Origin of the sequence: Streptomyces sp. NBC_01268, from assembly GCF_036240795.1 — a bacterium.
Lineage (GTDB): Bacteria > Actinomycetota > Actinomycetes > Streptomycetales > Streptomycetaceae > Streptomyces.
This window is the reverse complement of sequence record NZ_CP108454.1, coordinates 5,330,001-5,353,529: the sequence shown is the minus strand read 5'-3', so window position 1 is coordinate 5,353,529 and position 23,529 is coordinate 5,330,001. Positions and strand designations below refer to the sequence as shown.

Annotated in this window: 20 protein-coding genes and 2 rRNA genes (1 of these 22 cut by a window edge); 1 reads left to right on the top strand and 21 read right to left on the bottom strand. The window is 70.0% G+C overall.

The genetic code is table 11. The features are described 5' to 3' along the window. Positions 1–4: 4 nt before the first annotated feature. From OG309_RS24240 to OG309_RS24155, 18 genes are all read right to left on the bottom strand, one after another. A complete protein-coding gene (locus OG309_RS24240) occupies positions 5–1,471 on the bottom strand; it encodes a methylaspartate mutase (protein ID WP_329423663.1) in 1,467 nt (488 codons plus the stop codon). Further along, positions 1,468–1,932, bottom strand: a complete 465-nt coding sequence (locus OG309_RS24235) for a cobalamin-dependent protein (protein ID WP_329423661.1) — start codon at positions 1,930–1,932, stop codon at positions 1,468–1,470. The genes OG309_RS24240 and OG309_RS24235 overlap by 4 nt, the downstream gene beginning before the upstream one ends. Positions 1,933–1,995: 63 nt before the next feature. After that, positions 1,996–3,240, bottom strand: coding sequence for a fatty acid desaturase (locus tag OG309_RS24230; RefSeq protein ID WP_329423659.1), 1,245 nt, complete (start codon positions 3,238–3,240; stop codon positions 1,996–1,998). Positions 3,241–3,248: 8 nt separating this feature from the next. Then, positions 3,249–3,524 (bottom strand): hypothetical protein, encoded by a 276-nt coding sequence (locus OG309_RS24225; RefSeq protein WP_329423657.1) that lies wholly within the window; start codon positions 3,522–3,524, stop codon positions 3,249–3,251. Further along, complete coding sequence (locus tag OG309_RS24220) at positions 3,521–4,057, bottom strand: flavin reductase family protein (protein ID WP_329423655.1); 537 nt, start codon at positions 4,055–4,057, stop codon at positions 3,521–3,523. The genes OG309_RS24225 and OG309_RS24220 overlap by 4 nt, the downstream gene beginning before the upstream one ends. After that, positions 4,014–5,270, bottom strand: coding sequence for an MFS transporter (locus tag OG309_RS24215; protein WP_329423654.1), 1,257 nt, complete (start codon positions 5,268–5,270; stop codon positions 4,014–4,016). The genes OG309_RS24220 and OG309_RS24215 overlap by 44 nt, the downstream gene beginning before the upstream one ends. Continuing rightward, the gene (locus OG309_RS24210; protein ID WP_329423652.1) at positions 5,267–6,346 is read right to left on the bottom strand and encodes an LLM class flavin-dependent oxidoreductase; all 1,080 of its coding nucleotides are present in this window, start codon (positions 6,344–6,346) and stop codon (positions 5,267–5,269) included. Before OG309_RS24210 ends, OG309_RS24215 begins: the two co-directional genes overlap by 4 nt. Positions 6,347–6,397: 51 nt before the next feature. Next, positions 6,398–7,657, bottom strand: a complete 1,260-nt coding sequence (locus OG309_RS24205) for an ATP-grasp domain-containing protein (RefSeq protein ID WP_329423650.1) — start codon at positions 7,655–7,657, stop codon at positions 6,398–6,400. Next, positions 7,654–9,048, bottom strand: coding sequence for a biotin carboxylase (locus OG309_RS24200; RefSeq protein ID WP_329423647.1), 1,395 nt, complete (start codon positions 9,046–9,048; stop codon positions 7,654–7,656). Before OG309_RS24200 ends, OG309_RS24205 begins: the two co-directional genes overlap by 4 nt. Continuing rightward, a complete protein-coding gene (locus OG309_RS24195; protein WP_329423645.1) occupies positions 9,045–10,406 on the bottom strand; it encodes an ATP-grasp domain-containing protein in 1,362 nt (453 codons plus the stop codon). Before OG309_RS24195 ends, OG309_RS24200 begins: the two co-directional genes overlap by 4 nt. An 86-nt stretch (positions 10,407–10,492) precedes the next feature. After that, on the bottom strand, positions 10,493–11,245 hold the full coding sequence (locus tag OG309_RS24190) for a hypothetical protein (RefSeq protein ID WP_329423643.1): 753 nt from the start codon (positions 11,243–11,245) through the stop codon (positions 10,493–10,495). 99 nt (positions 11,246–11,344) lie between these two features. Continuing rightward, positions 11,345–11,617 (bottom strand): 2Fe-2S iron-sulfur cluster-binding protein, encoded by a 273-nt coding sequence (locus OG309_RS24185; RefSeq protein ID WP_329423641.1) that lies wholly within the window; start codon positions 11,615–11,617, stop codon positions 11,345–11,347. Between the two features lie 78 nt (positions 11,618–11,695). Further along, positions 11,696–12,787: an NAD(P)/FAD-dependent oxidoreductase gene (locus OG309_RS24180; protein ID WP_329423640.1), complete on the bottom strand. Its 1,092-nt coding sequence runs from the start codon at positions 12,785–12,787 to the stop codon at positions 11,696–11,698. Beyond that, positions 12,784–13,764: a 2-dehydropantoate 2-reductase gene (locus OG309_RS24175; protein ID WP_329423638.1), complete on the bottom strand. Its 981-nt coding sequence runs from the start codon at positions 13,762–13,764 to the stop codon at positions 12,784–12,786. The genes OG309_RS24180 and OG309_RS24175 overlap by 4 nt, the downstream gene beginning before the upstream one ends. A 172-nt stretch (positions 13,765–13,936) precedes the next feature. Beyond that, complete coding sequence (locus OG309_RS24170) at positions 13,937–14,539, bottom strand: TetR/AcrR family transcriptional regulator (protein WP_329423636.1); 603 nt, start codon at positions 14,537–14,539, stop codon at positions 13,937–13,939. 178 nt (positions 14,540–14,717) lie between these two features. Continuing rightward, a complete protein-coding gene (locus OG309_RS24165; RefSeq protein ID WP_329423634.1) occupies positions 14,718–15,488 on the bottom strand; it encodes an SDR family NAD(P)-dependent oxidoreductase in 771 nt (256 codons plus the stop codon). A 34-nt stretch (positions 15,489–15,522) separates the two neighbouring features. Further along, the gene (locus OG309_RS24160) at positions 15,523–16,221 is read right to left on the bottom strand and encodes an HAD family phosphatase (protein ID WP_329423633.1); all 699 of its coding nucleotides are present in this window, start codon (positions 16,219–16,221) and stop codon (positions 15,523–15,525) included. A 105-nt stretch (positions 16,222–16,326) separates the two neighbouring features. After that, complete coding sequence (locus OG309_RS24155) at positions 16,327–17,316, bottom strand: ScbA/BarX family gamma-butyrolactone biosynthesis protein (protein WP_329423631.1); 990 nt, start codon at positions 17,314–17,316, stop codon at positions 16,327–16,329. Between the two features lie 268 nt (positions 17,317–17,584). On the opposite strand from OG309_RS24155, the gene OG309_RS24150 reads away from it, so the two are divergent. Continuing rightward, entirely contained in the window at positions 17,585–18,271 is a 687-nt protein-coding gene (locus OG309_RS24150; protein ID WP_329423629.1) for a ScbR family autoregulator-binding transcription factor, read from the top strand. A 26-nt stretch (positions 18,272–18,297) separates the two neighbouring features. Here the strand turns inward: OG309_RS24150 and OG309_RS24145 are convergent, their stop codons facing one another. The 3 genes from OG309_RS24145 to OG309_RS24135 all read right to left on the bottom strand — a co-directional run. Then, on the bottom strand, positions 18,298–20,478 hold the full coding sequence (locus tag OG309_RS24145; RefSeq protein ID WP_329423627.1) for a DEAD/DEAH box helicase: 2,181 nt from the start codon (positions 20,476–20,478) through the stop codon (positions 18,298–18,300). Between the two features lie 109 nt (positions 20,479–20,587). Next, positions 20,588–20,704 (bottom strand): 5S ribosomal RNA (gene rrf, locus OG309_RS24140). A gap of 82 nt (positions 20,705–20,786) precedes the next feature. Beyond that, positions 20,787–23,529: ribosomal RNA gene (locus tag OG309_RS24135) — 23S ribosomal RNA — on the bottom strand (it continues 377 nt past the right edge of the window).

The following is a 23,529-nucleotide window of genomic DNA, read 5'->3' as shown; positions in this document are numbered from 1 at the left end:
GGGATCAGTTCCTCGGTTCGGTGGGCACGGCGGCGGGGTCGGGGGCGGGGACGGGGGCGGTGGAGGCGGCGGCGGGCCGCTCCTCCTCCTGGAACACGTGGCGGAAGTGGTTGATGTCGCCCGTCAGTCCGCGCATCAGCGCGTCCAGGGCGGGGTCCGGGCCGTCCACCGCGTGCAGGAGCTCGGTGTTGCGGGCCAGGTGGGCGGCCGAAAAGGGCAGGGCACCGGTGGACAGGTAGCGGATGGCGCCCGAGCGGTCGCGCCGCGGGATGAGGTCGGAGCGGGCGTACCGGCTGGCGCTGAACGGGATGTCGAGCCGGCCCTCCGCGAAGGCCTCGACGATCGCCCCGATCAGGTCGGGCTGGGCGAGGAGCGGCTCGACGAGGTCGGCGACCTCCGCGAGGATCCAGTCCAGTTCCCGGGCGACCTGGTCCTCGTCGACCCTGATGAAGTCCAGCAGGGGCGAGTTGGCGCGGTCGGCGAGCCGCAGACCCTCCACGTTGGCGGCGGTGTCGGGGATCCCGTACGCCTCCTGGTGGGTCTTGGTGATCAGCTTGGAGGCGCCGCCGAGCCGGGCGACCAGGGCGCCGTAGAAGATCAGGTCCTCGGCGTTGCCCCGGTCGCGCGGGAAGACGCCCATGAACTCGTGGAGCACCGCGTGGACCGTGACGTCGGCCGGCAGGTAGCGCTCGGCGAGCACGGCGATGGCGCGCAGGGCCGCGACGTCCTGGGCGAGGTGGCCGCCCTGCGGGTAGGCCACGGAGATGCAGCGCACCCCGGCCCGGGCGGCGAGCACCGCCTCCAGGACGCTGACGGCGAGGCTGATCGACGGCGGCACGAGCACGGCGGTCAGCGTGCCGAACAGCTCCCGGTCGACGACCACGCCGTGCTCGGCGAGCTCGCCGCAGCGCCGGTCGACGTCCTGCCAGGCGCCGAGCGACTCGGCGAGCGGCACCGCCTTCGAGTAGGGCAGGTTGTACGAGATGCCGCCGCCCTCGAAGGAGGTGATGCCGGAGGCCACGGACACGTCGAAGAGGGTACGGGCGTCCGGCGAGCCGTGCCGGATCTCCAGCGGCGCCGCGACCAGCTCGTTGAGCTCGCGGCCGCGCTGCCAGCCGTGCGCCACCATCGGGTAGCCGTTGAGGTCGGCGGGACGCAGGTTGAGGGTGCGCAGGGCCTCCTCGAAGCGCAGCAGCCGGGTGTGCGAGTCGATGGTCAGGGTGAGGATGTCGGGCTTGGCCTCGGCCTCCAGGGTCGCGAGGAGCGCCTTCATCTCCTCGTGCCCGCCGACGCCGCAGCGGGGCTGGATGGCCACCCGGCCCTGGGCGCGGCAGCGGTCGAGGACCTCGGCCGCGGTGGGCTTGCCGAGCGAGCGGATGTACGCGGCGGACTCGGCCGGCGTCGGCAGCGGCGCCGCCGCCAGGTCGGGGTGCGGGGCCGTGCCCCGGGCCGGGAGGGAGGTCAGGCTCATGACGCCGCCCGCCCGGAGGTCACGGCGGTGCGCTCGCGGTCGGCGCGCAGCGCGTCGAGCAGGCCCGGCAGTTCGGAGGGGTCGGACAGGATGTGGTCGACCCCGGCCGCGTACAGGCGCTCGTGCGAGGAGCCGTCCTTGTGGCTGCCGACCGACAGGTTGCCGCCGACTATCACCGGGCAGGCGATCCGGCCGGACTGCTTGGCCCGGTCGAGGCCGCGCAGGTCCTCGTGGACGTGCCCGTTGAGGCTGCCGATGACGACGGCCTCGGCCTCGGGGTGCTGGGCGCACGCCTCGGCGAACTCGTCGACCGGGGTGCAGGTGCCGAGGTTGACGACGTCGTAGCCGAGCCCGCGCAGCGAGTAGGCGATGAGGTGGTTGGCCACGGCGTGGCTGTCACTGGCGGCGACGCCGAGGATGACCGTACGAGCCGCTGGTTCCTGGTGGGAGGTGGTTCGCATCGATGGGTTCCTGAATCCGGAGGGGGGAGGTGGGTGGCGGGCGGTGCGCGGCGCGCGGGCCGGTCAGTCGTCGAAGGCGGCGAACAGCTCGCGCTTGCTGACGGACTTCAGGCGCTTCACGTCGAACTCCTCGGCGTCGGCGACGGCCAGCGAGTCGAAGACGAAGCTGATCGCGGGCACCAGGCCCCACACCTCGTGGTACGGCGGGCGGTTGGGGTCTCCGGCGGCGACGGCCTCCTCGGCGTCCTGCTGGCGGGCGAAGATGTAGTTGGACCAGTCGGCGCTGCGCGGGTGGCGGTGGTGGTAGTCGTGGACGACCGTGTCACCGGTCAGCACCAGGTAGCGGGACGGGGCGTGCACGAACAGCATCCGCAGGGTCCAGCGGCTCCAGGCGAGGGCGCGCCGGGCGGCCGGCAGCTCGGGCGAGGGGGCGCGGTCGCCGATGAAGATCGCGTTGGTGAGCGAGGTGAAGTACGCGCGGCTGCGCCGGTCCTCCAGGCCCGCGACCGGGAAGGTGTGCTTCACGCACAGGCGCAGGGTGTTGCTGATCTGGAAGAGCGGGACGAGCGGCACGAACCAGACGACGAGCAGGGCCTGCCAGGTGCCGGTCAGGACGGTCGCGGCGACGGCGGTGCCGTACAGCGCGAGGGCGGTGACCTTCTCGCTGCGGGCCGAGTCCTTGGAGAAGGACAGCACGCGGGAGACGCCGAACGCGAAGTGGAAGCGCGGCGAGACCAGCTTCAGGAGGAGCCGGCGCCACATCTGGCGGCGGGTCATGCCCGGGTGCATGTTCAGGCTGACCAGGAAGGCCTGGACCGTGGGGTCCTGGAGCGTCATGTGGCCGGTGGCGTGGTGGTCGGCGACGTGCTCGCGGCTGTAGCGGGCGAAGTTCTGGATGACGAGCAGGCTCGATATCGCGTGGCCGATGGCCTTGTCCGGCTTTCGGCTCCGGTACATGTTCCGGTGCGAGCACTGGTGGTAGACCATCATCCGGAGGTTGCGCATCCCGTGCAGGGTCATCGCCCAGCCGGGCAGCAGCAACAGCAGGCCGAGGCCGCCGAGCGCGTACGCCATGATGCTGACCGCGAGTCCGGCGAGCAGCGAGCCCGTCGCGGTCACCAGGTGGAAGGTGGGCGTCCAGCCGAGCGAGCGCTGCTGCGGCAGGGCGCGGCCGGTGAAGACCGTCAGCGGGTACTGGAGGAATCCGGGCAGCACGGCCATGCTCTGCCGGGGCTCCACGGCGGCCGGCGTCCGGGGCTCCGCGGGAGCGCGGCGGGTGGCGGGGGCTTCCGGGTTGATCACGGACATGAGGACTCCTAGAGGGAGGAAGAGAGGGAGGGGCCGGACTGGAGGCGCACGCCCACCGAGCAGGGGAAGGCCTGGGACCGGGGGGCCGGGGCCGCCGCGGAGGCGGCCAGGAGCGCCCGGGCGTCGCCGCCGGTGAGGACGACCTCGATGTAGTCGCCGCCCTCGGAGCGGCCGGGACCGTTCCGTACCTCGATGTGGAGGGAGATGTTGCCCTCGGCGTCCACGGTGGGCGTGACGGTGCCGTCCACGACCCCGGGGATCGTCGTCGCGGTGCTCGTCGTCATCGGGGGGCTCCTCCTCCTGCGGGTGTCGGGCCTGCGGCGCGGAAGCCCCGCCGGTACCACAGGAGCGGCTTGGCCTCCCCGTGGGTGCGCAGACCGGTGAGCTCGCCGATGAGGAGCTGGTGGTCGCCCATCGGTATCCGGTCGACGGCCGTGCAGCGGAACACGGCGGTGGCGTCGGTGAGGTAGGGCAGTCCGCTGTCCGGCCAGGTGGTGAAGCCGCCCTCGGCGAAACGGTCCACGCCGCGGCGGGCGAAGCGGCCGGCGATCTCGGTGTGGTGCTCGCCCAGCACGTTGATGACGAACTCGGGCGAGGAGCTCAGCGCCTCGCGGCAGCTGGAGTCGTTGCCGAGGCCGACGAGGACGAGCGGCGGATCCATCGAGACCGAGGTCACCGCGCTGGCGGTGAAGCCCCAGCGGCGGCCGGTGGCGTCGCGGGTGGTGACGACGGTCAGCGGGGCGGCGAGGTGCGCCATCGCCTCGCGGAACGTGTCACTGTCCACCGGACAGGGCGGGCTCAGTTCCAGTGCCGACACGGGACACCTCCTTCGCGCGGAAACTGCGGATGGTGAGCGGCATGAAGACCGCTCCGTACAGGCCGAGCAGGACGGCCAGGGCGGCGACGAGGCGCTGCGGGCCGATGCTCGCGCCGACGGTGCTGATGAGCAGGCCGCCCATCGGGTAGGAGAGCAGGCCGACCAGGAAGAAGGGGCCCATCACCTTGCCCAGGTGCTCGCGGGGGATGGCCTTCACCCGCTGGGTGCGGTTGAAGATGTTGAAGTACGCGACCCCGGACATCGCGACCACGAAGGCCGCCGCGTACATCCAGAAGGACGAGGCCGTGCCGAGCAGCAGCAGGCAGCCGGTCAGGACGGTGTAGCCGAGCGAGCCGAGGAAGTTCACGTCGAACTTCCGCAGCAGCAGCGGGGTCAGCAGCAGGTTGAGCAGGCCGACGATGCCGACGAACATGTTGAGCATCGCGTACTGCGACTCGGGGGCCTTCAGGACGCCGGTGACCACCGCCGCGTTGGCGGCGAGGACGGTCGAGAAGACCAGGTTGATCGCGAAGTTCAGGCCGGCCAGCAGGATGACCGGCCGGTTGCCGACCAGGAGCCGCCAGCCGAGGCCCAGTTCGGCCACGACCGCCCCGGCGCCCCGGGCCTGGGCCGGTGCCGCCGCGGCCGTGCGCGGCAGGACCAGCCAGCAGCTCGCGGCGGTCGCGAACAGCGCCCCGGCGAGGCCGAGCAGCCAGATCTTGCCGAGGAACATCACCGCGACCATCGCGAGGCCCGGCCCGAGGGCCATGGCCAGCAGCTCCATGTTCTGCACCAGGGACTGGGTCCTGGCCAGGTCGGAGCCCTGCGCGAGCTGCGGGACGACCTTCTCGATGGACATCCGGATCGGCGCGACCAGGGTGGAGAGCAGGGCGCCGGTGGCCATCAGGACCGGCACCGTCCACTCCGGCCGCAGCGCGATCAGCAGCACGGCGCAGGCGACGACCGCCGCGCGGGCGGTGTTGGCCCGCGAGAAGAGCCGGGGGCCGCCGTCCCGGTCCGCGACGAGCCCCGCGAAGGGGTACGCGAGGAGGCAGGGCAGCCACTCGACGGCGTAGGCGACGCCGAGCGAGGAGACCTGGCGGGTGTGCTGGAAGATGAGCAGCGGGACGCTGAACATCACCACCTGCTCGGCCATGAGGCCGATCAGGACGCCGGAGCCGAACAGGCCCCGGCGCGTCTTTTCGCCGGTCATCGGGCGCCCGCAAGGGAGCCGTCGTGCTCCTTCTCGTAGGCGCGGACGACGGGCAGCACGTTCCGGAAGAAGATGCGCATCTCGTCGCGGGCCGGCCAGCCGGAGAAGATGAACTGGCCGACGCCCGCCGCCTTGTACTCCATCAGGTAGGCGGCGACCTCCTCGTAGCTGCCGACCAGGCACAGCGCCGGGCCGCCCCGGTAGGCGACGGCTCCGGAGTAGAGGACCGGGGACATCCAGCCGTGTCCGGCCTCCTCGGCCAGGCGCATCGAGTTCTTGACCGCCTCGGAGTCGCCGGCCTCGACGAAGGCCTTCACGTACGCGCGGTGGTTCTCGTCGGTCTCGCTCATGATCTCGGCGAGCTCGGTGAGCGCCTCCTCGCGGGTCTCGCGGGCGAGCACCTGGAGGCGAAGGCCCACGTCGGTGCCCGCCGCGACCAGCGGGGCGGCCGCCTTGGCGATCTCCTCGGGGGTGTCCCCGTAGCGGAACCAGCAGTCGCCGTAGCGGATCGCGGTCTGCTGGGCGACGGCCGAGTTGCCGCTGATGTAGATCTCGGGGCGGCCGCCGCCCTTGTGGCCGAGGCCGAGCTGCGCGTCGACGACCTCGTAGTGGTCGCCGGTGAAGGTGACCGGCTTCCCGTCGCCCCACAGCCGGTGCAGGACGTCGAGGAACTCGCCCTCCCGGGCGTAGCGCTCGTCGTGGGCGAGGAAGTCGCCGTAGTAGCCCTGCTCGACCGGGGAGGTGCCGGCGACGATGTTGAGCGCGATCCGGCGGTCGGAGATCCACGACACGGTGTTGACGATCTGGGTGAAGAGCGTCGGCGAGAGCAGTCCGGGCCGGTACGCCAGGATGTACTTGACCCGCTCGGTCTCCCGGGCCAGCGCGCCGATGATCGGCAGCGGGTCCGGCAGGGTGTAGCTCTGCGCCATGAGCAGCGACTCGACGCCGAGGGAGTCCGCGTCCTGCGCGAACTCGATCGCGCCGTCCAGGTCGAGCAGGTCGGACCGGTACTTCTGCGTCGACTTCTTCTGGCCACTGTCCAGCGAAGAGCCCCAGTGGAACCTGAGTTCGGCCATCTTCCTTCTTCTCTCTCGGTCTCGGGTGTGGTCGCGCGTTCCGGCGGGGCTCTACGCGACCGGGTCGGGCACGCGCGGTGCCGCGGAGCTCCGCAGGATCAGCGACGCGAACAGGCGCGTCAGCCAGCTCCTGGTCTCCTCGGGGGAGTTCGTGCCGACGATCCCGGCGAGCGCGGTCTCGTGCGCGCCGTACGTGATGTGGTCGGGCAGCGCGGCCCCGGCCGGCAGCTCGTGCCAGGTGACGGTCTGCGGGGCGGACCGGAAGGACTCGGCCCCGTCGAAGCGCTCGAAGACGCCCGCGCCGAGGTGGTGCCCGGGGTGCACGAACCAGCCGTACCAGGAGCGCTCGGCGGGCGCCTCGGGCAGCGTGCCCGCGACGGACTCCCCGATCAGGACGCGCAGTTCGAAGGAGGGCAGGTGGACGCCGGTGGCCAGCTCGAAGGTGTCGACGACGTCGGCGCCGCCGACCCGGTTGCCGACCTCCAGGAAGACCGGGTCGGTCCCGTCGAGGATGGCCTCCAGGTGGAAGCTGCCGTCCTCGATGCGTACGGCGGCGAGCGCGGCGGAGACCCAGTCGCGCAGCGCGTCCGTGAGCGCGAACTGGAAGGAGCCCATCGGGGTGCCCTGCGCGTACTGGAGGCAGGTGCCCACGTACTCGCTGGCCCCCACGGTCAGCACCGTGCCGCGCTCGACCAGGCCGTCGAAGTGCAGGATCGGGCCCTCGACGAACTCCTCGACCTCGTGCTCCGGCAGGCCGCGGCCGTCCTCGTCGATCGACGGGACGCCGCTGCGCCGCCCGGCGAGGGCCGCGTGGGCCTCGGCCGCGCTGTCGAAGACGACCACGTCGACGCTGGAGGCGCCGCGGTGCGGCTTGAGCACCGTCTTCCCCGTCCACGGCGACGCCCCGCCGGCGGCGAGGAACTCCTCGACGGGCAGGAAGCGCGGCACCCGCAGCCCGGCCGCGTCGACCGCCCGCTTCATCAGGACCTTGTCGCGGGCGAGTTCGACCTGCTCGACCGAGGCGCCCTCGATCCCGAGGTCGGCGCGCAGCCGGGCGGCGTCGAGCAGCTCGTACTCCGACATCGAGATCACCCGGTCGAAGCCGCGCGGGTCGGCGTCGAGCCACTCCCGCGCCTCGTCGTACGGCGCGCGCGTGCCGGGCCGCTCGACCCGCTCGCAGCGCAGGTCCTCCGGCAGGGTGTCGAGCGCCGCGCGGCGCCCGAAGTAGGTGACGTCGTGCAGGTCGTGGTCGATGCCCCGGTGGTAGGCGATCTTCGGGTACGGCACGCGGTGCAGGACCAGGATCCTCATCGGGCTGCCTCCATCATGGTGGTCGGGTCGAGGGGTGCCGCGGGAGCGGCGGCCGGCGCCGCCCGGAGCGCCTCGGACCTGGTTCCCCGGCCGGTGCTCGCGTCGAGCACGTCGGACCAGGTGGCGCGCAGGGTGCTCACGACCTCGCTCATGTCGGCGCCGGGGGCGGTCAGGACCACGCAGCCCTGGGCGGCGAAGTCCGCGTTGTCCCGGGCGGTGGCGTGCAGGTCGCGCCGGGCCGGGGACAGCCACGCGAACTCCTTCACGGCGAGCTCGTGCGGGAGCAGGCCGTGGGCGGCCGCGGTCGCCGCGACCGCGTCCTCGAAGGGGGTCGCGCCGGGGCTGACGTCCGCCGGGGCGAAGGACCGGTCGGTCCGCACGCCCAGCATCACCGTGGCCGCCGAGCACAGCGGCTCGGGCAGGGCGGATCCCGCCGTGAGCCCGAAGGCCGCGTCGACCCAGCGGTGGTAGAAGTCGATGCCGTAGACCCAGCGCGCGAGCGACCAGATCTTCATGCCCGCCGGGCGCCGGTTGGGCTCGACGACCGCCGTGCCGCTGGCGTCGTCGCTGAGCCGGATCTCGTTGTGGAAGGGCCCGTCGACCTGCCCGACCAGCCAGTTGACCTGGCGGCCGGCCCGCTCGACGGCGGACCGCTCGGCGTGGTTCAGCCGGGCGGGCAGGATCTGCGCGACCTCGACGGGGTACCGTCCGGTCGCGCTGACCTTCTCGGTGACGAAGGAGACCTGGCCGAGTCCGTCGAAGGAGTACTCCCGCCGGTAGGGCAGCAGCTCCTCACAGATGACCCCGCCCTCCAGGTACGGGCCCACCTCGGCGAACGCGGCGTCCAGGGAGTCGCCGGGCCGGACCACGACCACACCCCGGTTGTTGCCCTCCTTGGTCGGCTTCACCACGAAGCCGTCGGGGTGGCTGCGGGCGAAGTCCGCGAGGCCCTCCCGGGAGTCGACCGTGACGAAGTCGGGCACGAGCAGCCGCTGGGCGGCGAGCAGCTTGTGGTGGGCCGCCTCGCTCAGCCGGTACTCGTGCTTGCAGAACGCGCCGCCGGCGAGCTCCGCCGAGTCGATCCGCAGGCCGAGGCGCTCCAGGAGGACCGCTCCGCTCTGGACCGCGTTGTCGGAGAAGACGACGCCGGCCCGGAACTCCGCCCGCCGGGGCCCGAGGAGCCGCTCCGCCTCCTCGACGAAGTCGGGGCTCAGCGGGTCGAGGTCGATCACCTCGTCGCAGATCTCGGCGTCGACGGCGCTCGGGTCGGCCCGGATCAGGGTGACGTCGGTGCCGTGCCGCTCGCGGGCGTACGCGCTCATGTGGCGCACGTCGTCCACGCGGGACAGGTTGTAGTCGATGATCAGGAACCGGCCGGTCGTTCGGCTCACCGCGGACCCCCTCTTTCCTGGCTCTCGTACTGGATGTCGATGGCGTGCGCGGACGCGCGCGTCAGTTCGGGGAAGCGCCGTCCGGCCTCGCCGCGCGGGTACCGCCACAGCAGCTGGCCGAGGAAGACCTCGCGGGCGGTGGCGTCGACCGTGTCGCCCGCCTTGAGCAGGAGGTGCGTGACCACGGGTGCGAGCGGCAGCTCCTCGCTGACCCGGACCGAGGCGATACGCCCCTTCTCCGCGAAGAAGACCCGGAAGAAGGTGGCGTTCTGTGTCGGCGTCTCGCCGTCGGCGGTGTAGGAGAGCGCGGCGAGCCGCGCCCGGAACCCGCCGTCGGGATCGGGCAGGAGCGAGTCGATCCACAGGTCCAGGAGGCTCGCGCCGCCGGTGAGCTCCCGGGTGCTGTGGGAGATCAGGCTGCCGCCGACCCGCGGGTTGACCTCGATGAGGTCCCAGCGGGCCCCGTCGGGACGGGCGGCGTCGTGCCGGGCCTCGACGTGGAAGCAGCCCCAGCCCAGGTCGAGCTCCGCGAGCAGCCGGCGCACCCAGGCGATGCCCTCGGCGCGCTCGGCGGCGGTGACGCTCACCGGCGGGCTGGTGCAGGCGTTCTCCAGGACGGTGCCGGCCGTCTCGGTCACCTCGCACTTCTCGTGCAGGGCGACCACGTGGGCCGTGCCGTCGGTCACGACCACCTCGAAGCTGAACTCCCGCCCGGGCAGGTAGTCCTCGACGAGGAAGGTCAGGCCGTCGTCGCCGAAGGCCGAGGCGTAGACGGTGTCGTCGCGCGACTCGGCGGTGATCCGCTCGATGTCCGCCCAGGTGGTGCGGTCGGTGAGCGGGAAGGCCCCGTACGAGGCGATGCCGCTGACCGGCTTGACGAAGTGGCGCCCCTCGCCTGCCTGGTGGGCGGCGAGCGAGGCGGGGGTGAGCTCGGCGGCCCGGACACGGGTGAGGCCCGCGTCGAACAGCCGGTTGCGCAGGGTCAGTTTGTCGCGCAGTCCGAGGACCTGCTTCTCGCCGAGGTCGCTCACCCCGAGCGTCTCGTTGGCGAAGGCCATCAGATGGCGGTAGCCCTCCCAGACCGTGACGCAGGCGAGGACGGACTCGCCCTGCCGGCGGAGGTCTTCGAGGCACGACTCCACGTCCCGGTGGGTCAGGACGTGTCCGGCGGTGGCGGTCACGTGGTCGGCGAGCCGCCGCAGGTCGTCGAGGCGGCCGGGGTGGGCCCGCTCGGGCCGCGAACTGAGGACGAAGGTCTTCAGGCCCCTTGCGCCGAGGGCCTCGGCGAGGTCCTCCACGAAGGAGAACCCGACATGGCTGAGAAGGAGGATCCCCCCGCCCGTGTGCTGCTTGTGCACGATGCTCCTTGCTCCTCTAGGGAGGGGCCGGGCGCGGACGCCGCCGGTGGGGCGGCGGCGTCACGCGCCGTACGGACCGGGCAGGATCAGACGGCCGTCTTCTCGTCCGCGGCGATGGTGTCGTCGGCGAGCTCCTTGAAGTACAGGGCGAGGACGGTCTGGTGCTCCGCCAGGTACTTCTTGAAGGCCTCGATGTCCTGCTCCCCACGGATCAGGTGGCGCACGGCCGCCCAGACCTCGCCCGGGTGGTCGTCGTTGATGTCCGTGTGCGAGTGGCTGATCTGGCCGCCGATGTTCTTCTCGCCGATGGACTCCTTGAGCGCGACCAGCTTGCGCGGCTCCAGCTTCACGTTCACGTACTCGACCAGGTAGGAGTACGCGACCACGCCGAGCGGACCCTCGTGGTCCAGGAGGTACGAGAAGTAGCCGGCGAGCAGCTTGGTGGAGAGGTACGGCTCGGTGGCGAGGAACTCCTCGCGCGAGACGCCCACCTTGGCGAGGTCCTGGATGAAGAGCTCGTCGTGGAGCATCTCCTCCATCTCGTAGTTCGCCCAGACCTGAGCCGCCTCGGGGCTCTGCTTGGCGATCTCGGTGAGCGCCTTCGACTCGGCGACGCGCAGCAGGCGGATGCGCCAGGCGGTCTCTATGAGGTTGCGCTTGTAGTACTCGGAGTCGACGTTCTTGCTCTCCAGGTGGGCGGCCTCGGGCACGTTGGCGTACCACTCGACGACCTGGGCGTCGATCTGCCGGTCCATCTCGGCCCGCAGCTCCACCGCGGCGGCGGCGCTGAGGAAGGGCTTGCGGTCGCCATAACCCACATTGGACACGCGGTTCTTCATGACTCTCCTCGTCGATAACGTTTCGGATCGATCGCGCGGTACAGGTGTGCTTTGGTTCGCTGTGCTTGCTGTGCTTGCTCTGGTCCGCCTTGTGGGCGGTCAGTTCTCCACGACGCGGACGGTCGCGGAATCCAGGAGGCGGCACTGGCAGGCCAGACGGTGGTTGCCGTCCGCCCAGCCCAGGTCCTCCAGGAAGTCGGTCTCCTCGGGGTCGCTCTCCCCGAGGGCGTCGAGGCCGTCGATGACCTCGACGACGCAGGCCCCGCAGGCGCCGGAGCGGCAGCCGAAGGGGATCAGGGGCTCGGACGTCTCGTACTCGATGTCCGTCAGTGGCGAGCCCTGCGGCAGGGCTATCTCCACGCCGTCCGGCATGAGTGTCAGTGTGTGGAGCTTCATCGCTTCCAAGTCCCCTCTGGGCGGGTCGAAGTGGTGGGGGCGCCTCAGGACGGCTCAGGCGGGCACGGCGACCGGGACGGCCTCCGCGACGGGCGCGGCCCCGGCGGCGGGTACGGCGGGCGCGGTCTCGGCGGCGGGTGCGGCCGGCACGCTCGCGGGGAGCGTGTCGGACGAGTGCTCCGGCGCGAGCCGCTGTCCCGGGCGCAGGGCCACCGCGGCGTGGTTGACCGCGGTGCCGGCCTCGCCGAAGCCGACGGAGATCAGCGGAACCCGGCCGGGATAGGTGCAGCCGTCGCCGACCGCGTACACCTGCGGCAGGTTGGTCCGCATGGACTGGTCGACGCGGATGCGCCGGTGTTCGAGCTCCAGGCCCCAGTCGGCGACCGGGCCGAGCCCGGACGAGAAGCCGAGCGCCGCCACCAGCGCCTCGGCCGGCAGCTCCAGGGTCCGGTCGCCCGCGCGGACCTCGACCCGTTCGAGCCGGTCCGTGCCGTGGCAGGCGACGACCTGGGCGTCGGTGACGACCCGTACCGGGGAGGCGTGCAGCTGCCGGACGCTGTAGTCGTGGGCGCGGAAGGTGTCCCTGCGGTGCACCAGGGTCACGCTCCGGGCGATCGGCGCCAGGGCGAGCGCCCAGTCCACCGCGCTGTCGCCGCCGCCGACGACCACCACGTCGCGCCCGGCGTGGTCCGCGAGCCGCGGCACGTGGTACGCGACGCCCCGGCCCTCGTACGGGATGGAGCAGGGCAGCTTGCGCGGGACGAAGCGGCCGAGCCCGGCGGCGATCACGACGGCGCCCGCGTGCACCCGGGTGCCGTCGTCGGCGCCGAGCGTCCAGCCGGGCCCGCTCGGCGTGAGGCTGACGGCCGTGCGGCCGAGGAGGTGGGTGGTGCCGAAGGGCGCGGCCTGTTCGAGGAGGTTGTCGATGAGGTGCCGGCCCTTGATGCCGGGGTGCCCGGCGACGTCGTAGAGCAGCTTCTCGGGGTACATCGCCGAGACCTGGCCGCCCGGCTCGTCGAGCGCGTCGATCACGGCGACCGACAGACCGCGGAACCCGGCGTAGTAGGCGCCGTAGAGCCCGGCGGGCCCGGCTCCGACGATCGCGACGTCCACCGTGGTCTCGGTGGCTTCGGTGCGGGTCGTCATGCCGCGCTCCCCCCGGTACGGCGCTCGGCGGCGCGCTGTTCGGCGGCGCGCGCCTCGCGCAGGCCGAGCACCTGGTAGAGGAAGCTGTTGACCGGGGTGGCGACGCCGTGGCTGCCGCCGAGGCGGACCACCGCGCCGGTCCACGCCTCCAGTTCGGAGGGCAGGCCCGCGGCGATGTCGCGCTGGAGCGAGGAGGTGCCCTCGGCCGGCTGCCGGTCGACGAAGTCGAGGGTGGTGGTGACGATGTCGTCCGGCAGGACGGTGCCGGACGCCCGCGCGACCCGCTGGATCTCGGTCATGGCGTCCGCGAGCAGGCGTCGGGTGCCGGGCCGGGAGCGGAGCGCGCCGATCGGCGCGTCGGTCACCGAGCCGAGGCCGCCGAAGGGCGCCACGAAGAGGAACTTGGCCCAGAGTTCGGCCCAGATGTCCTGGGGCACCACGGCGGTGACCCCGGCCTCGTCGAGCGCCCGGCGGAGGGTCTCGACCCGGTCCGAGGGGCGGTTGTCCCACTCGCCGAAGGTCAGCGAGCCGAGGCCGCCGACGTGGCGGATCCGGCCGGGCCCGGCGAGGTACGTGATGATCTTCGCGCTGCCCAGGAGCACCGCGTCCCGGCCGACGACCTCGGCGACCTCGGCCGGCGCCTCGACCCCGTTCTGCGTGGTGAGGACCGCCGTGCCGTCCTCGACCAGCGGCTTCAGCAGGGGCAGGGCGGACGGCAGTTGCCAGGTCTTCACGCCGAGCAGGACGTGGTCGACCGGGCCGATCTCGGACGGGTCGTCCGTGGCGCGCAGCGCCGAGGCCGGGACGGAGAAGCCGCCGGACGCGTCGCCCTCGGGTCCCTCAACGGTCAGCCCGTCGCGCCGGAGGGCCTCCAGGTGCCGCCCCCGCGCGACGAACCGGACGTCGTGTCCGGCCGCGGCGAGACGGCCACCGAAGTAGCCGCCGATGCCGCCGGCCCCAACCACCGCTACTTTCACGGACTTCCCCGTTTCTCTGCGATGCGCCAAGCGAACGCCCGATGGGCCCACGCCCCGGGGGCCGGATCGCCCCCGACGTCATGAACCATACAGAACGCTCGCTTTGTTTTTCTAGTGGTTTCCCGCCCTGTCCATAGAACGCGAACCCCCGGACACCCCCCGGGGGCACCCGTCAGAACTCGTCGAACAGGACCCCGGCGAGGGCCAGCCGCCAGATGCGCTCCAGCCGCTCCGCGACCGTGCGCGTGACGCTGCTCGACCCCCCTGAACCCGCTCTGACCTGCGACTCCGCACCGGCGAGCAGATACACCACCATGTCCGCCACGGTCTGCCGGACCTCCTCGACACGGGCCGAGGGGCCCCCCTCGTACGCCTGGCCGAGCTGGTCGCGCACGGCCGGCAGCCAGACCTCCACCCACCGACCCACTCCCCCGGGGCGCTCCCGCGCGAGCCGCACGGAGGACCGGACGACCAGGTCATCCTCCAGCAGCCCCACGAGCCCCACGGTCAGCCCGATGACCGCCTCAAGGCCGGGCGCCCGCCCCTCGCACAAGCGGTCCACCAGGGCCTTCGTGATGGCCAGGCCCTCTTCCTCGACGGCGTCGGCCAAGGCCGCCTTGGCGGGAAAGTGAAAGGTCAGGGCCCCCATCGAGCAGGCCGCCAACTCGCTGATGTGCGACAGTCTGGCGCCTTCGTAGCCGGCCTCGTCGAACTCCGCAGCCGCTGCCCGGACAAGCGCGCCGCGCGTCCGCACGGCTCTCCCCTGGATCGCCATCCACGTGCTTCCCTTCCATGCCTCCGATGCCCCCGCTCCTTCTGTCCTCCAAAAAATAGCAAGCGTTCTGTATTTTTGTGTGCTGCGGGAGGCATTGACCGAAAGGAACGGATGCGGGAAGCACTCAGGGGTGGCCGGGAATCCCCGGCCACCCCTGACGAATACCGCCTCCGTGCGCCTACAGGGCGGTGGACCCGCCGTCGACGGCCATGGCGGTCCCGGTGACGAAGGAGGACCGGTCACTGCACAGCCAGGCCGCCGCCTGGGCGACCTCGTCCGGCGCGGACATGCGGTGCTGCATGGAGTGCGACAGGAAGGTCTCCTCCAGCGACGGATGCGCGTCGAGGACGTCGTCCATCATCTCGGTCCTGGTGCACCCCACCACGAGCGCGTTGACCCGGATCCCCTGCCGGGCGTAGTCCAGGGCCGCCGCCTTGGTCACCCCGATCACCGCGTGCTTCGCCGCGACGTACGCGGCCGAGGCCCCGGTGGCCTTCAGCCCGGCGACGCTCGACGTGTTGACGATCGAGCCGCCGGAGCCGGCCGCGAGCATCACCGGCACCTGGTGGCGCATGCAGTTCCACACCCCGCGCAGGTTGACGTCGACGGTCCGCTCGTACGTCGCGTCGTCGATCTCGTGCAGGGGCGCCCCCGCCGTGGCGTAACCCGCGTTGTTGAAGGCCGCGTGGAGTCCGCCGAAGGTGTCCACGGCGGTCGCGACGGCCCGCTCGACCGCCGCGGAGTCCGTCACGTCCGCGGCCGCCGCGACGGCCCGCCCGCCGGCCGCGCGGATCTCGTCGACCAGCGCGTCCAGACGCTCCTTGCGCCGGGCCACCAGCACCACGGCCGCCCCCTCGGCGGCGAACAGCCGGGCGGCCGCCGCCCCGATGCCGCTCGACGCGCCCGTGACCATGGCCACCTTGCCGTCCAGCAAGTTCATCCCGCTCATGCCCTCGCCCTGCCCCTCGCCCGTACCGTCGTCATCAATGTCTCGACGAGGCGGCGGCCGCCGCCTCCGCGTCGAGGGTCCTCAGCAGCTCCCCGTCGACCGCGTGCAGCGAGTCCACCACGTGCCGCACCCCGGCCTCGCCCATCAACCGGCGCTGGAAGCTGTGCTCGAAGGAGCTCGGGTGCCCGATGAACGGCATCCCGAGCCGCCCGGCCTCCTCCCCCACCCGGGCCACGTCGTCGATGACGAGCACCTGGTCGAAGGCGAGCCCGAAGTAGTCCGTGGCGATCTCGCGCAGCCCGGGCCGGAACCCGTCGGTGCAGACGTAGCCGGGCTCGTCGAAGAGCCCCGCGTGCTCGCCGAGGAAGGTGTCGAAGTGGTCCTTGGCGAGCCCCCCGTAACAGACGGTCGCGAGCCCGGCCGCCCGCAGCCGCCCGAGCAGCTCGACGGCCCCGTCGCTCATCCGCACCGGATGCTCGGCGACGAACCGCGCCCGCTCCTCGAAGTACGCCTCCAGCGCCTGCTCCCCCGTCATCGACCCGCCGATCGCCTCCGCCATCAGCCGGCCGGCGACGGCACGGCGCTGGGAGAAGATGCTGCGCTCGATGTCGGCGGTGTACGAGACGCCCCGGCTGACGAGGAAGTGGTGGATGACCGGGCTGAAGGTGTCCTCCAGCATGACCCCGTCGATGTTGACGGCGCAGAGACGCAGATGACCGAGCGGCTGACCCATGACGACATTCCCCCTGTTGAACTCGACTGACCTGACTCCGGAGTACGCGCACGCCCATCCGCACGCACGCCCGTACAAGCATCCGTTCCCGGACGACCGCTCCCGTCACCGGCCCCGGCAGCTGCGCGGGCCGGGGATCTTGCCGGCCCGGCGGGACGGCCGGAGCGGGGTGGCGGTGACGAGCGCGCTGAAGGCGGAGACGCCGTTCTGTTCGGCGTCGACCCGCACGCGCCCCCCGGCACCGTCCGCGTCCGCCACGTCGGCCTGGATCCAGCACCGGGCGTCGAACTCGACGTACTGGGTGAAGACCACGTCCATGGCGGAGGCGATCACCGCCCGGTTCCCGGCGGCGGCGTGCGTGGCCTGCCGGGCGGCTTCGAGGAGCAGCATCCCCGGGGCGTGGTCGACCGGGTGGTCGAAGAGGAAGGGGTGCGAGTGGTCCACGCGCAGCTCGGTGCGGAGCGGGGCGTTGGTGGGCGAGAGCACCACGTCGGCGAAGCGGGACCGGGCGACCTGGCCGGGCGCCATCGGCGGGGCCAGCGGGACGGACCGTCGCACCGCCTCGGCGATGTCGGCGTACGGCCCGCGCAGCCGCGGGTAGACGGTCGGCGACATGTTGGAGAACGCGGTCTCCACCCACCCCAGCTCCGCCCCGTCGACGCGCATCTCGACGTGCATGCGCACGGAGACGAGCCGCCCTCCCCGGCGGACGACGTCGGAGCAGCTGATGTCCATCTCGACCTCGGCCGGACCGCCGGTGGCGACCAGGGCGGCGGGGTCGATCTCGTACCGGAAGGTGCTCCAGGTCTGGCGGTGCCCGAAGGGCACGTCGTAGGCGACGTGGCTGAGCAACGGCACGGTCTGGCGCACGGATTCGGCGATGAGCAGCGGGTCGTGGTGTCCGTTGACCGGCCCGTAGAAGGCGTGGTCGACGGGCCACCGCGCGGTGACGCGGAACCGGTCGGGCCCGACGGGGAACCACCCGGTCAGCAGCACTTCCGACTGCACGGTCTTGTGGACGTACTCCCGAGGTATGGAGGTGGCGAGCAGATCGTGCAGGTCGCTTGGGCTCTCGCTGGCGATGGTGACGGACATCTGGTTTCCCCCTGAGATGCATGGAATAGAGCTGGTGCGAGTGACAGACGCTGTTCCAGTGATGAAAATAAAGAATGCTCGTTTTGTTTTGAGCAAAGAAATAGTAAAGGAAGGCTCATTGCTTACCCAAGCACTTTCAGCCAGGTTCGCCATTTCCAGACATGCCCAGCAATAAGCCCCTACGCATACCCCACCCCCACGAGGAGGTTGGCAGCACCATCGATCCCTGCGTAACATAAGAAATGTTCTGTTTGTTCTAGGAGGTACCGTGGCGCAGCAGCCGAAGCAGGAGAGGGCCATCCAGACCCGTAAGGAGATCCTGCGGGCCGCGGCCGTCGTCTTCGACAAGTCGGGCTTCTCCGGCGCGAGCATCAACCGCATCCTGCAGGAGGCGGACCTCACGGCCGGGGCGCTCTACTTCCACTTCAAGTCGAAGGAAGACCTGGCCCGCGCCGTCATGAACGCGCAGCCGGACTCGATCGTCCCCTGGCTCTCCTCCGAGGGCCTCCAGCGCCTCGTCGACATCACCCTGGTCTGGGCCCACCAGCTCCAGACCGACGTCCTCCTCAGGGCCGGCGTCCGCCTCACGAGCGAGCAGGGCTCCTTCGGCTTCCGCGACATCGCCCCGTACCAGGACTGGAGCCGCATCATGGCGGACTGCCTCCGGGTCGCGGTCGAGAAGGGCGAACTCCTGTCGGGCATCGAGCCCACGGAATTGGCCGAATTCGTCGTCGAGTCCTGTACGGGCATGCAGACCTATTCGGCCGTCGCGAGCGAGGACCGCGCCGACCTGGTCGACCGCGTCACCCGCATGTGGCGCCTCCTGATGCCCGGCATCGCGGTCCCCACGGTCATCGCCCGCACCGAGGTGAACCCCGCCCGAGCCCGAACGGCCCTCCACGAAGCCACCACCTCGGCCGCCACGGCCGCCACGCACCCGCCCGAGACCGCCTGACCGGCTCCCTCCCCCTGGCCGCCCCCTCACCCGGATGCCGCGGCCCCCTGCCCCGCCATCCCCAGGCGCGCCTGCTCCTCCTCGACGATCCGGCGTGCCAGTTCGGTGTCCGACACGTCGACGGCGTCCGGGGTGGCTTCGGCGACGGCGCTGCGGCGGGCGTAGGCATCGAACAGCCGGCTCTTCTCCTTCAGCATCCGCACCATGCGCTCGTCCACGCCCCCGGTGGCGAGAAGCCGGTGCACACGTACCGGCCTGACCTGGCCCATCCGGTGCGCACGGGCCACCGCCTGATGCTCGATGGTCGGCTTGATCTGCGGTTCGCAGATGACGACGACGGAGGCGGCCTGCAGGTTGAGCCCGACGCCGGCGGCCTGGATCTGCGCGACGAGCACCGCCGGCCCGGACGCGTCGGCGAAGTCGTCGACGAGGTGCTGGCGCCTCGCGGCGGGGACGCCGCCCGTGAGCGGCCCGAACATCGGGATCCCGGCGGTGGGGCCGGTGGCGAGCGCCGCCTCCACGACGCCCAGCACGTCCTTGAAGTAGGAGAAGACCACCGTCTTCTGCCCGGTCTCGCCGGCCTCCCGGACGATCTCGCGGAGCCGGTCCAGCTTGGCCGATTCCGCGGGGCGCATGTACGCGGCCCTGCGCATCGCCATGAAGTTGCCCTCACGCACGGCCTCCCGGTACGCCTCCTCGTCCGAGGCGGTCAGGTCCTCCCACTCGTCGGTGTGCTGGAGGCTGGGGAGTTCCGTCAGTACGTCCTCCTGGTTGCGGCGCAGGTAGACCGGTGCGACGGCCTTCCGGAAGGCGACCGATCCAGCCAACGCGTCGCGCTCGCCCAGGGAGTCCGCGACCCCTCCGTCGAGCATCCGGACCAGGTTGCGGAACTCCACGACGCGGTTCTCCATCGGGGTTCCCGTCATGAGGAGGCTGCGTTCGCAACGCTCTGCCCACAAGGCGACCGCCTGGGCCCGCTTGGTCTTCGGGTTCTTCACCGAGTGCGCCTCGTCGACGACGAGCATCCCGACCTCCCCGCCGCCCGGCGTGGGAAATCCGCGCAACGCGTCGAAGGTGGTCACCGCCACCCCGCCCCGCCCCTTCCAGTCGGCGAACGCGTCGTGCCGGTCCGGCCCGTGAAGCACCATCACGCGCAGGGCGCTGCGCGCCTCGATCTCCCGGGTCCAGTTCACGAGGACGCTCACCGGGCAGACGACCATGAAGTGGCTCTGCCCCTCGGCGGCGAGGTGCGCCAGCACGGCGATCGCCTGGATGGTCTTGCCCAGCCCCATCTCGTCGCCGAGGATCACCTTGCGCTGCGCCAGGGCGAACCGCGCTCCGAAGGCCTGGTACCCGCGCAGGGACACCCGCCGGTGCGAGTCGTCGAGCCGCTGCGTCCGTATCCGCTCGGCGATCTCCTCCGGCAGGAAGCCCTCGGCGGCGGCCGGGTCCGGCAACCGCCCGGAGATCTCGGCCAGCACGCTGTAGTACTCGGCGGAACGAAGCTCGAAGTCCACCCATGCCGCGATGTCGGAAGGGGCCCCGCGCAGCAGGTCCACGGACGCCTGGGCGAGCAGCCCGGGCAGACCGGACCGCTCCGCCTCGTCCACCTCCGACCGGATCCCGGCGACCGCGGCCAGGGCTCGTGTCTTCTTCTCCCGACCGGCCAGCAACAACCTGAACGGCCCGGTGGCCGCCCGCGCCTCGACCAACAAGGGCCTGAGCCGCCCCGGCACCTCCGCGGCCCGCTCCACCGCGCGCCGCGCCTGCGGGCCGGCTTCGACCAGGACGTGCAGGGCCATGACGAGTGCGGTGGTACGCGGTTCCGGCCGGTCCACGTCGATGTGCACGGCCACCGTGTCGCGCACGGCCTCGGAGATCCGGCGGGCCGCCGCGAGCATCTGATCGACCGTACGCTGCCCGACTCCGGGAATCTGACGCAGCCGATACGGGCTCGCCTCGAGGACGCGGCCCACCGTGCCGAAGCCCTCGCGCTCGACACTCCCCAGCCTCAGACGGCCCTCCGTGACGTCCTGGAGCCGGCTGACGGCGATGGCGTCGAGCTCCCGCTTGACCGCCGCGTCGTGCAACGGCTCGAGTGCCGCCCGCACCGCCTCGACAGCCCTGGCATGGTCGTCGACCACCGCCTGAGCCGCCTCGGACAGTAGCACCCCCCTCGCGACCGCGTCCCGCTCCTCACGCCCCACTCGTCCCGATCCTCTCGTGCAGTCCCCGCATCCTCCCACCGCCCGGCCTGCCCCGTAAACGCAGAAAAGCCCCGCACCATGAATGGTGCGGGGCTTTCCCACAATGATTGTTCGGCGGCGTCCTACTCTCCCACAGGGTCCCCCCTGCAGTACCATCGGCGCTGAAAGGCTTAGCTTCCGGGTTCGGAATGTAACCGGGCGTTTCCCTAACGCTATGACCACCGAAACACTATGAAGTTGAACTCAAGCCGCACCCCTCAGGGGGCGAGTTCGTTACTTCAGAACTAACACAGTGGACGCGAGCAACTGAGGACAAGCCCTCGGCCTATTAGTACCGGTCAGCTCCACCCATTACTGGGCTTCCACATCCGGCCTATCAACCCAGTCGTCTACTGGGAGCCTTACCCTCTCAAGGAGGTGGGAATACTCATCTCGAAGCAGGCTTCCCGCTTAGATGCTTTCAGCGGTTATCCCTCCCGAACGTAGCCAACCAGCCATGCCCTTGGCAGGACAACTGGCACACCAGAGGTTCGTCCGTCCCGGTCCTCTCGTACTAGGGACAGCCCTTCTCAATATTCCTACGCGCACAGCGGATAGGGACCGAACTGTCTCACGACGTTCTAAACCCAGCTCGCGTACCGCTTTAATGGGCGAACAGCCCAACCCTTGGGACCGACTCCAGCCCCAGGATGCGACGAGCCGACATCGAGGTGCCAAACCATCCCGTCGATATGGACTCTTGGGGAAGATCAGCCTGTTATCCCCGGGGTACCTTTTATCCGTTGAGCGACGGCGCTTCCACAAGCCACCGCCGGATCACTAGTCCCGACTTTCGTCCCTGCTCGACCCGTCGGTCTCACAGTCAAGCTCCCTTGTGCACTTACACTCAACACCTGATTGCCAACCAGGCTGAGGGAACCTTTGGGCGCCTCCGTTACCCTTTGGGAGGCAACCGCCCCAGTTAAACTACCCATCAGACACTGTCCCTGATCCGGATCACGGACCGAGGTTAGACATCCAGCACGACCAGAGTGGTATTTCAACGGCGACTCCACCATGACTGGCGTCACGGCTTCAAAGTCTCCCACCTATCCTACACAAGCCGAACCGAACACCAATATCAAACTGTAGTAAAGGTCCCGGGGTCTTTCCGTCCTGCTGCGCGAAACGAGCATCTTTACTCGTAGTGCAATTTCACCGGGCCTATGGTTGAGACAGTCGAGAAGTCGTTACGCCATTCGTGCAGGTCGGAACTTACCCGACAAGGAATTTCGCTACCTTAGGATGGTTATAGTTACCACCGCCGTTTACTGGCGCTTAAGTTCTCAGCTTCGCCCTGTCGAAACAGAGCTAACCGGTCCCCTTAACGTTCCAGCACCGGGCAGGCGTCAGTCCGTATACATCGCCTTACGGCTTCGCACGGACCTGTGTTTTTAGTAAACAGTCGCTTCTCGCTGGTCTCTGCGGCCACCCCCAGCTCACGGAGTAAATCCGATCACCAGACGTGGCCCCCCTTCTCCCGAAGTTACGGGGGCATTTTGCCGAGTTCCTTAACCATAGTTCACCCGAACGCCTCGGTATTCTCTACCTGACCACCTGAGTCGGTTTAGGGTACGGGCCGCCATGAAACTCGCTAGAGGCTTTTCTCGACAGCATAGGATCATCCACTTCACCACAATCGGCTCGGCATCAGGTCTCAGCCTTAATGTGTGACGGATTTGCCTACCACACGGCCTACACCCTTACCCCGGGACTACCACCGCCCGGGCTGGACTACCTTCCTGCGTCACCCCATCGCTTACCTACTACCACCTTGGGTCAGCGGCTCCACCACTCCCCTTTGCCCGAAGGCTCCAGGGCGGCTTCACGGCCTTAGCATTAATGGGCTCGATATTGGGCGTTTCAAAGCGGGTACCGGAATATCAACCGGTTGTCCATCGACTACGCCTGTCGGCCTCGCCTTAGGTCCCGACTTACCCTGGGCAGATCAGCTTGACCCAGGAACCCTTAGTCAATCGGCGCACACGTTTCTCACGTGTGTATCGCTACTCATGCCTGCATTCTCACTCGTGAACCGTCCACAACTCGCTTCCGCGGCTGCTTCACCCGGCACACGACGCTCCCCTACCCATCACAGCACCCGTTGGGGCTTATTGCTGCAATGACACGACTTCGGCGGTACGCTTGAGCCCCGCTACATTGTCGGCGCGGAATCACTTGACCAGTGAGCTATTACGCACTCTTTCAAGGGTGGCTGCTTCTAAGCCAACCTCCTGGTTGTCTCTGCGACTCCACATCCTTTCCCACTTAGCGTACGCTTAGGGGCCTTAGTCGATGCTCTGGGCTGTTTCCCTCTCGACCATGGAGCTTATCCCCCACAGTCTCACTGCCGTGCTCTCACTTACCGGCATTCGGAGTTTGGCTAAGGTCAGTAACCCGGTAGGGCCCATCGCCTATCCAGTGCTCTACCTCCGGCAAGAAACACACGACGCTGCACCTAAATGCATTTCGGGGAGAACCAGCTATCACGGAGTTTGATTGGCCTTTCACCCCTAACCACAGGTCATCCCCCAGGTTTTCAACCCTGGTGGGTTCGGTCCTCCACGAAGTCTTACCTCCGCTTCAACCTGCCCATGGCTAGATCACTCCGCTTCGGGTCTTGAGCGTGCTACTGAATCGCCCTATTCGGACTCGCTTTCGCTACGGCTTCCCCACACGGGTTAACCTCGCAACACACCGCAAACTCGCAGGCTCATTCTTCAAAAGGCACGCAGTCACGAGACATAGCAAGCTATGTCCGACGCTCCCACGGCTTGTAGGCACACGGTTTCAGGTACTATTTCACTCCGCTCCCGCGGTACTTTTCACCATTCCCTCACGGTACTATCCGCTATCGGTCACCAGGGAATATTTAGGCTTAGCGGGTGGTCCCGCCAGATTCACACGGGATTTCTCGGGCCCCGTGCTACTTGGGTGTCTCTTAAACGAGCCGCATGAATTTCAGCTACGGGGGTCTTACCCTCTACGCCGGACCTTTCGCATGTCCTTCGC